Annotated in this window: 5 protein-coding genes; all 5 read right to left on the reverse strand. The window is 66.9% G+C overall.

Annotated features, from left to right (window positions below; translation table 11 throughout):
• Positions 1-2 precede the first annotated feature (2 nt).
• The 5 genes from AC1RWI_RS29985 to AC1RWI_RS30005 all read right to left on the reverse strand — a co-directional run bounded on the left by AC1RWI_RS29985 (position 3) and on the right by AC1RWI_RS30005 (position 7,198).
• Complete coding sequence (locus AC1RWI_RS29985) at positions 3-1,112, reverse strand: nucleotidyl transferase AbiEii/AbiGii toxin family protein (protein WP_052494846.1); 1,110 nt, start codon at positions 1,110-1,112, stop codon at positions 3-5.
• A complete protein-coding gene (locus AC1RWI_RS29990) occupies positions 1,093-1,500 on the reverse strand; it encodes a DUF6088 family protein (RefSeq protein WP_043352873.1) in 408 nt (135 codons plus the stop codon). Before AC1RWI_RS29990 ends, AC1RWI_RS29985 begins: the two co-directional genes overlap by 20 nt.
• A 443-nt stretch (positions 1,501-1,943) precedes the next feature.
• Positions 1,944-3,254, reverse strand: coding sequence for an MFS transporter (locus AC1RWI_RS29995; protein ID WP_492870118.1), 1,311 nt, complete (start codon positions 3,252-3,254; stop codon positions 1,944-1,946).
• Positions 3,255-3,668: 414 nt separating this feature from the next.
• Entirely contained in the window at positions 3,669-6,695 is a 3,027-nt protein-coding gene (locus AC1RWI_RS30000; RefSeq protein WP_492870119.1) for a c-type cytochrome, read from the reverse strand.
• Complete coding sequence (locus tag AC1RWI_RS30005; RefSeq protein WP_492870121.1) at positions 6,692-7,198, reverse strand: (2Fe-2S)-binding protein; 507 nt, start codon at positions 7,196-7,198, stop codon at positions 6,692-6,694. The genes AC1RWI_RS30000 and AC1RWI_RS30005 overlap by 4 nt, the downstream gene beginning before the upstream one ends.
• Between the last annotated feature and the right edge of the window lie 3 nt (positions 7,199-7,201).

Genomic DNA, 7,201 nt, shown 5'->3' on the forward strand with positions numbered 1-7,201 from the left:
GCTCAATCTTTGTTGTCGGGAAGGCACGGTGGCGGGGGGTGCCAGCCGGACTTCGTCACACTTGCCGTTGTCAGGAAGTGCTCTGCGATCGCGGCGAAAGACGCAAAGCAGGTCTCGAAAACTGGCTTCTCTTTTGCGAACAGGAGAGGGAGCAGGCGCTGCGAGAAATCTCGGCGCAGGCCTTCGTCGCTACGGGCGCGATCCAGCGCGTTGCTCAGGACTGCGTAGGGTTTGGTATCGAACCCAGGATGTTGGCCCTTGAACTCTTCAACGTCTTTTACCACGAGCGCGGCAAAGACAGCGCGAGCCGGCTCGATTGCCTCTGGCCGTGCCGTGTGGATACGCCAGACGTCATAGACGTGGCGAACCAGCGCCGGGTCGGAGTCGCCGCGCTGGTGCCCATCCCACTTCCAGGCGCAGCGTCGCAAGAGCGAGAGCACCTTCTCCGCAAGGGTCTCCGCGACCGAGATCGCAAGCATCTGGAAACGAACCGGCGTGTCGCGGGGAATGAAACGATCCAGCAGGTAGCCCATGTCGAGCGCTTCGACCGGGAGCTTGGGCGGACGATGGATGAGCTCGACTTTCAACTCTGGACGCAAGACGCCGGAGACATCCTTGAATTGCGGACCATACTCAACCGCGAGCCTGTAGTAGCGACGGTTGTCATTGGAGAACGGGTTGTTCTTGTCTTCGATTTTCGTAAAGACGAAGCCAACCCGGGTCAGGCGCTCCTCCAGTTCGGTCTGGATGTCGCCCAGGCGCTTGCGCGTCGAATGACCTTTCGGCAGCGCATAGCCATCCGGAGCGTTTTCCAGCAGAACCTTGATGTCGATGTCTTCCGACATCCGTTCGATGAGGCCGTGGGCTTTCGACAGGCAGGTGCCGCCGGCAAAGACAAGCTGGCTCTTCAATGCTACCCGAGCCGGGCGGGTATCTCCCTTCCTGCGCTCTTGCCGATGTGCAATGTGCGCGATCCGGATTTTGGAGAGTGCAATCAGCGCATCGGTGATGTGGATGTCTTTTTCCGCTACGGCGGGCGGCAAGCTGCTCAGCAGGCCAGCTGCGGCAGCGTCTTCAATGTCGGACTTGAGCTCAGCGGTGATGGCTTTCATATTGGATGGTCCGATCGCCTACCGTGATTTGCCGGCTGATGCGCCGGCGCCCAGTGTTGACAACGCTTCCCATCGGGATCTGGGTGCTCCTGCCGCTGTTGTATTCCTCCGCGAGCTGGCTTGGGGAGATCGCGATGCCAAGCTTCTGGAACAGCTCGGCAGCAATGTCTTCGAGCGTGCCGGCGGGCGTTGGCTTTCCGGTGAACTTGTTGACGCGCGTCTTGGCGAACGCTCCCTTGCTAACGCGGACCAGCTTGCCCTCGTCCACAAGACGGGCTAGCACGCGGCCCACCTGTGCGGAGCTTCCCAGCTTGGCAAGCTCCGAGCGCAGGATGACAGTCGCGGCGCGCTGCGTCAGCGAGCGATTGATTCGGTCTTCCAGTTTCATGGCTTGCCTGCCGGGTTGGATTTACGTTCGTAGTGACTCTATCACATGAAATGCCAGAAACCGGCTGTGGCATTGGGAAATACGTTTTCAGAATCTGCTCATTTACGATCAGTTGTTGTGAGCGAAGTCAGCGGAAAAGCGCATAAAAATCCACAAAAAAAGCTCCCGATTCCTCGGGAGCTCAGATTGCTGACAAATCCGGATCTACGTTGTCCTGCTCCTCTCTCCCGCGCGCGGGAGAGAGGTTGGGAGAGAGGGCGGGCGCTCGTCATGCCAGCGTGCTGGATAACCCCACGGGCTTCGCTTCAAGTGGCTCCTAGCTAAGCCACCCCTACCCAGGAACCTCCCCGGCCCTCTCCCCCTGAGGGGAGAGGGAGAGACAGCCGTCGTCAGGGCGCGCGGATTTTGCCCGTTCGGCGGCTCCGGCACGGGCTTGATCCAGGCTAGCGGTTGACCACCTTGGCCGGCATCGCCAGCACCAGGAAGCAACTCGCCACCAGGCAGCCTGCGAACAGGATCAGGCCGGCGCTGGGGCTGTGGAATGTGTCCTTCAGCCAGCCCAGCAGGTAGGTGGCCGCGAACCCGCCCAGGTTGGCGATGGAGCAGGCCAGCGCGATGCCGGCGGCGGCCGCGGTGCCGCTCAGGAAGGTGGATGGCAGGCACCAGAACACCGGGAACGTCGCCACGATGCCTACGTTGGCCACCGTCAGCATCACCAAGGTGGCGGAGGTGGAGCCGGTGACGAAGGTGCTGCCGACCAGGCCGGCGGCGCCTGCCAGGGTGGGCAGCACAATGTGCCAGCGGCGCTCGCGCGTCTTGTCGGAGTGGGCGCCGTTGCGCAGCATCCCGATCACCGCCGCGGCGTGCGGGATGGCGGTGAGCAGGCCGATGTGCAGCGGGCTGGCCACGCCGGAGTCGCGGATGATGGTGGGCATCCAGAAGCCGATGGAGTACGTGCCCATCAGTAGGCACATGTCGATCAGGCCCAGCATCCACACGCGGCGATCGGTGAAGGCGGCCATGAGCGAGTGGTTGCTCTCCACCAGCACGTCCGTGTCCAGGTTGCGCTGCAACGTGCGCTTTTCGTCGGCCTGCAGCCACTTGGCGTCCTTGATGCCGTTGGGCAGGTAGATGAACACCATCACGCCCAGCAGCACCGAGGGAATGGCCTCGAGGAAGAACAGCCACTGCCAGCCGGCCCAGCCGTGCATGCCGGCGAAAGCGGTCATGATCCAGCCGGACAGCGGGCTGCCGATCATGCTGGCAAGCGGCAGGCCCATCATGAACAGCGCGATGATCTTGCTGCGCTTGTGGGTGGGGAACCAGTAGGTCAGGTACAGCAGCACGCCGGGCAGGAAGCCGGCCTCGGCCGCGCCCAGCAAGAAGCGCAGCACGTAGAACTGCGTTGGCGTGGTGACGAACATGGTCGCCCCTGACAGCAAGCCCCACGTCACCATGATGCGGGCGATCCACAGGCGCGCCCCCACCTTTTGCAGCACCAGGTTGCTGGGTACCTCGAACAGGATGTACCCCACAAAGAACAGGCCCGCGCCTAGCCCGTAGATCGTCTCGCTGAAGTGCAGGTCGTCCAGCATCTGCAGCTTGGCCAGCCCGACGTTGATGCGGTCGAGATAGGCGGCGAGATAGCAGGCGCAGAAAAACGGGATCAGGCGCCAGGTCACCTTGCGGTAGATGTCTGGCTCGGCCGCCGCGGGTAGTACGCCCGCCGCGCCGTCTGGATACTGATACGACATGTTCACTCCTTTACTGTTTACCGTTGTCTACCGTGTGTGTGTCTTTGCCACCGCCGCGGGCGGCTGGCTTGTGCTGTTTGCCATGCAAGCAGCGGGCCAGGCCTGTTCAGTGATGGATGGCTGTCTTCTTATGGTTTCCGGCGGGCTGGCCGGGGTGTTACGCGCCGTCCTTGTGCAGGGGCGGCACCGCTTTCCTTCATCCGGCACTCATGTAGTGCCCGCTACATGATGGTTCAGCGTAAGCTACATAAAAAAAGCTGGCAAGAGCGTGGTGGTGGTTTTCTCCTCGGGGTTTTCCCCCTGCCGTGCGGCGTACTCAGCGGGTACGCGCGGCAGGCGGCTGCGGCAAGGTGGCTTGCCGGAAAAATGGCGGACTGGTGGCTTCAGGCAGGACCGGTATTGATCGGGGCCTGCTTAATGATTGGGTTGGTGATTGGGCCGGTGAGCGGGAGCCGCGCGCAGCCGCGCGAGCGTATCGTCCACGTTGTCCCAGGCGGGTTTGTCGGGGGCGAAGCGCTTGCGCAGGTAGTGCACCAGTTGCGTCAGCTGACGGTCGTCCAGGCTCTCGCCAAAGGCTGGCATATAGCCCAGATCGCTGGTCCCCGGCGTGGGAATGCCATCCAGCAGCACGCGGATCAGGTTGTCCGGCTTGTCGCCGTGCAGATTGGTATTGAGCGCGAGCGACGGCTTGATGCCGAATTGCCTGATGCCCTGGTCGCTCTGGTGGCAGACCGCGCAGGCATTCTGGTACAGGCGCGCGGCGGGTCCCCCGAGCGTGCGCGCGGCGTCAGCGCTGCGTTGCTCAAGCTGGCGCGCCTGTGCGCTGGCTAACGCCGCATCGGGCTGCGCGTCGCCGAACGATGCCACATAGTGCGCGATGGCGCGCACATCCTCCTCGGGCAGCAGCGCCAGCTCTTCGATTACCGGCGCCATCGGCCCGGCCGCCGCACCGTGATGCGGGGCGTAGCCGGTGCGCAGGTAGGAGAACAGCGATTGTTCCGTCCACGGCACCGGCGCGTGCGACAGCTTGCCCAGCGCGGGCGCTTCCCAGCCTTCGGCCTCGCCGCCGCCAAGATAGCGCCGCCCGCCTTGCTCGGCGCCCAGCGCGTTGCGCGGCGAATGGCAGGCGCTGCAGTGGCCCAGCCCTTCGGCCAGGTACGCGCCACGGTTCCACTGCGCCGAGCGGGCCGGATCGGCCTCGAATGGCTTTGGGCTGTGGAACAGCAGGTTCCATCCCGCCATCAGCGGGCGCAGGTTGTAGGGGAAGGCCAGCGCGGTCTCGGGCGCCTTGGCGCGCACCGGCTCGGCGGCCATCAGGTAAGCGTAGAGCGCTTGCAGATCGCCATCGCTGGTCTTGGCAAAGGCGGTGTAGGGGAACGCCGGGTAAAGATGCCGGCCATCGCGATGAATGCCCTGGCGCATGGCGCGCTCGAACGCCGCGTAGGACCAGTTGCCGATGCCGGTCTCGACATCGGGCGTGATGTTGGTGCTGTAAATGGTGCCGAATGGGGTGTCCAGCGCCAGCCCGCCCGCGTTGCGCGCGCCGTTGGGCGCCGTATGGCAGACCGCGCAATCCCCGGCCGCCGCTACCAGCCGGCCGCGCTCGATGGTCGCGGCCGAGTAGAAGCCGGCCCCCGGCGGGGCCACCGGGGCGATGGGCGCGCGCCATGGCATGGCCGTGACAAACAAGCCGGCCGCGGCGGTGGCGCCGGCCAGCAGCCAGTTGCGCTTGCGGGCGGCACCGCGCTTGGGTGTGCTCTCGGGATTGGCCTGCGCGGCGAGCGCAAGCCGGATGCGTTCGCCGCTGAAGGGCGGCTCGCGCAGGCGCACGCCGGTGGCGTCGAAGATGGCATTGGCCACGGCCGGCGCGGCGGGCAGGGTGACAGCCGCGCTCGTGCCGAGCGTGGCGCTGGCGGGGCGCAGCGCGCCGCCACCGCGCACTTCCGGCAATTGCGCGGTGGCAAGCGCCGGCAGGCTGGCATCGTGTACCGCGGGCAGGTTGGCGGCGGGCCAGCTATCGGAGCGGCTGCCGTCGACGGTGAGTTGCTGCGCGGCGCGCGCGGCCTCCTGCTGCAAGGCCGCGGCATCGACCCCGCCTTGTTCGCCCGCATCGCTGTCGTGTCCTAGCGTGACACCGGTGACGCTGACCTCGCCGGTGGTGGCATCCACTTCGACTTCCGCCACCCAGGCCGACCAGCTGTGCACGGGCTGGCCGCCATCGGCCAGCCCGGCTTCAATGGTGCTGGCGTACGCAAAGCCGCGTCCGCGCCGTACGTTCTGTTGCGCTTGCGGGCGTTCGCCGCGTGGCTGCCAGTTGGCCTGCGCCGCGACCCGGCGCACGAGGCCAGCGCCGCGCGTGTCGTCGAGATGGCGCAGCCGCAAGGCCACGGGATCCTGCGCGCTAGCTGCCGCCACTTCGTCCAGGTGCGACTCATGCGCGAACACGTGGGCGCGCGCTGCCTGCGCCGGCGTGCTCTCCACGCGCGGCTGTCCCGGCAGGTCGGCCTGCGTCACGCTCAGGCTGTCAAAGCGGTAGGGGGGCAGGATGGCGTCGTCGCGCGTGTCGCCTCCAGCGGATGCTTGCGGCTCTATTTCGGTGACCGGCGCCGTCGTGCGGGTCAGCCACAAGGCCAGCGGCGGCGCATGCATGACCGCAGCGCTGCCGCGCGCATCCACGGCCGTATTGACGGCATAGGCGGCGATTTCGCCATCGCGTGTCCAGGCGCTTTCGATGTGGGTGTTGACCACCGCCTGCGTGGCGCCAAGTTCATGCGCCTCGACGCGCACGCGCACCACTCGCCCGGCCGAATGCGCCAGCAGGGCGGCATCGGCGGCGGCGTGGTGGGCGTACAGGGGATCTTCGTCGTGGCCCGGAGCCTGCCAGCAGATCAAGGTAATGCGGTCCTCGCCGATGCCGAGCAGGGCGGCGAGTTCGGCCCGCAACGCGCCGGGGCGGCGGCTGGGCAGCCACACGCGCAGCGCGCCGTCGCGCCAGTCCGCCATCGCGGAGCAGCCGGCGGCTTGCAGGCCGGCGAGTGGCCATGGATAGTCCTGCGCGCTGCGGCCGGCGGCATCCGCCATGGCCTGCGCGGCGTCGCCGTGTTCGGCAACGATGCGGCGGGCGAGCGGCAAGCCCGAGGCTGCCGCTTTCGGCGGGGCTTGCCAGCGGGCGCGCAGCGCGTGGACGGCTTGCTGCGCCTGTGGCGCGGTATCGGCAGCGATGCCGAGAAAGTCGCCACGGCGCAATACCGTGGCAACGCCAGGCAGGGCACGCGCGGCTGCCTCATTGCAGTCGATCAGGCGGGCGCTATGCAGCGTGCCGGTTTGCCATGCCAGCACGGGCGGGCGGATGACGTGCCCGGCCAGCCACTCCCGCTCGGGCGGCGGCTGCCATGCGCCGGGGCTGGCCGGCGCCATGACGAGGTCGTCGCGCCCGCTCATGCCGCGCCATCCTGGCCGGCGGCCTGGCGCAGCAGCACGGCGGCGCGTTGCACCGCGCGCAGGATCTCCACGTGCGTGCCGCACCGGCAAAGGTTGAAGCGCAGCGCCTCGCGGATCTGCGCCTCGCTGGGGTCGGGGTTTTCCGCCAAGAGTGCCTTGGCGGTCATGATCATGCCGTTCAGGCAATAGCCGCACTGCGCGGCCTGCTCATCGATAAAGGCTTGCTGCACCGGGTCCGGCTGCCCGCCAGCGGCCAGCCCGTCAAGCGTGGTGATGGCACGCTGCGCCACCGCTTTCACGGGAATCACGCAGGAGCGCGCCGCCACCCCGTCCACCAGCACCGTGCATGCGCCGCACTGGCCCAGCCCGCAGCCGTACTTTGGCCCGTTGCAGGCGAGGTCATTGCGCAGGACGTAGAGCAGCGGCGTGTCGGGATCGACCTCGGCATCGAGCTGGTACGTGGTCCGGTTGACCCGGAGGCACAGGGGGCGGGGCGTGTTCATCGG

The organism is Cupriavidus sp. MPR-AND1C (genome assembly GCF_058809705.1).

Coding starts and splice junctions, on each gene's coding strand:
- AC1RWI_RS29985 (WP_052494846.1), bottom strand. CDS start 1,112: ATGAAAGCCATCACCGCTGAGCTCAAGTCCGACATTGAAGACGCTGCC.
- AC1RWI_RS29990 (WP_043352873.1), bottom strand. CDS start 1,500: ATGAAACTGGAAGACCGAATCAATCGCTCGCTGACGCAGCGCGCCGCG.
- AC1RWI_RS29995 (WP_492870118.1), bottom strand. CDS start 3,254: ATGTCGTATCAGTATCCAGACGGCGCGGCGGGCGTACTACCCGCGGCG.
- AC1RWI_RS30000 (WP_492870119.1), bottom strand. CDS start 6,695: ATGAGCGGGCGCGACGACCTCGTCATGGCGCCGGCCAGCCCCGGCGCA.
- AC1RWI_RS30005 (WP_492870121.1), bottom strand. CDS start 7,198: ATGAACACGCCCCGCCCCCTGTGCCTCCGGGTCAACCGGACCACGTAC.